Annotated in this window: 1 protein-coding gene; it reads right to left on the reverse strand. The window is 80.1% G+C overall.

What is annotated here, in order from left to right:
* Nucleotides 1–1,596 (reverse strand): coiled-coil domain-containing protein (locus AB6N24_RS23035; protein ID WP_489672072.1); only part of this gene is annotated, 1,596 nt, incomplete at both ends.

Genomic DNA, 1,596 nt, shown 5'->3' on the forward strand with positions numbered 1-1,596 from the left:
TCCTCGGGCAGGCCGGCGAGCGCGGGGTCGGCGAGCGCGTCGCGCACCCGCAGCACCGCCGCCTCGTGCCGCTGCACGCGTGCGTCCAGCGCGGCGAGCTCGTCGGCGCGCAGCAGCGCCGAGCGCACGTCGTCGGTGTCCAGGAAGCCCTGCTCGGTCACGGCGTCGGCGAGCTCGGCGCGCCGCCGGCCCAGGTCGGCGCGGGCCTGGGCGACGGCCGTGAGCGCGTCGAGCACGGTGGTCGCCGCCTCCACGCGCACGAGCAGCGCGGCGCGCCGGGCCGCCACCGTGGGGTGGTCACCCCGCCCGTCGAGCACCTCGCGCTCGTCCCGGGCGACCTCCTGCTCGCGCGCGGTGAGGCGCTCGGCCTCCGACGCGCACAGCGTCTCGAGCTCGGCCCGGGCGGACCGGGCGCGCTCGGTCTCGTCGTCGTGCGCGACGAGGGCCGCCTCCGCACGTCCGAGCGCCGCCACGCCGTCGTGGGCCATCGTCACGAGCAGCCGTGCCTCGTCGAGCCGGTCCTGCGCCTCGGCGGTCGTGAGGTCGCCCGCCTGCTCGCGCAGGCCCGCGAGCCGCTCGGTCAGGGTCGCGACGTCGGCCGCGCGCTCGTCGAGCGCACGGGTCGCCTCGACCCGGGCGTGCTCGGCGGCCTCGACCTCCTCGGCGCTCGCGTGGTCGGGGCTCAGGGCGGCCTTGGCCGGGTGCTCGGTCCCGCCGCAGACCGGGCACGGCTCGTCGTCGGCGAGCGTCGCGGCGAGCTCGCCGGCGATGCCCGCGATCCGCGCGGCGCGCACGGTGGCCTCGCGCTCCACGGCGGTCCGGGCGGCCTGCGCGGCGGCGTCGCGGCGGCGCGTGACCGCCTCGAGCTCGGTGCGCGTCCGCTCACTGATGACGACCGCCGCGAGGACCTGCTCGGCGGCGGTGAGCTGCGCGCGCCGGCCGGGCAGCTCGGCGACGAGCCCACGGGCACCCTCGACGGCCGCGACGATCTCGGCGCGCTCGACCGGACGGGTCGCGAGCTCCTCGGTCAGCCGCGCGCGCTCGGCACGGGACGCCGCGAGCGTCGTCCGGAGGTCCTCGACGGCCCGGCGGCGGTCGGGCAGCCCCGACTCGAGCTCCGCGAGCCGTGCGAGGGTCGCCGCGAGGTCGGCGGCGCGTGCACGCTCGGCCTCGAGCTCGTGGGTCAGCGCGGGGCCGGCGTGGCCGCGGGAGTCCTCGGCGTCGCCCGGGAGCGTCGCCGCGCGGTGCCCGAGCAGCCCGAACGCGCGGGTGTGCTGCGGCACGAGACCTGCCGGGGCCGCGTCGACCGCGGCGTGCACGGACTTCTCGGCGCTCGCGACCTCGGTGAGCGCCGCGTCGACGCCCGCGAGCAGGGCCCGGACCACCGCGGCACGGCGCGCCCGGTCCCGCCGTGCGACGTCCTCGGTGTGCTCGTCCGCACGTGCGGCGAGCTCGTCCCGCTCCGTGCGGAGCGCGGCGCGGCGCGTGAGCAGCTCCACGGTCCGCTCGGCCGCGCCGAGGCGCGCCTCGGCCTCCGTGAGCGCGCGGCGCGCCTCGGCGTCCCGGGCCGACGCCTCGAGCGACGCGGCCTCGAGC

The sequence above is a fragment of the Cellulomonas jepli genome (assembly GCF_047229345.1).
In the GTDB taxonomy this organism is placed as follows: domain Bacteria; phylum Actinomycetota; class Actinomycetes; order Actinomycetales; family Cellulomonadaceae; genus Cellulomonas_A.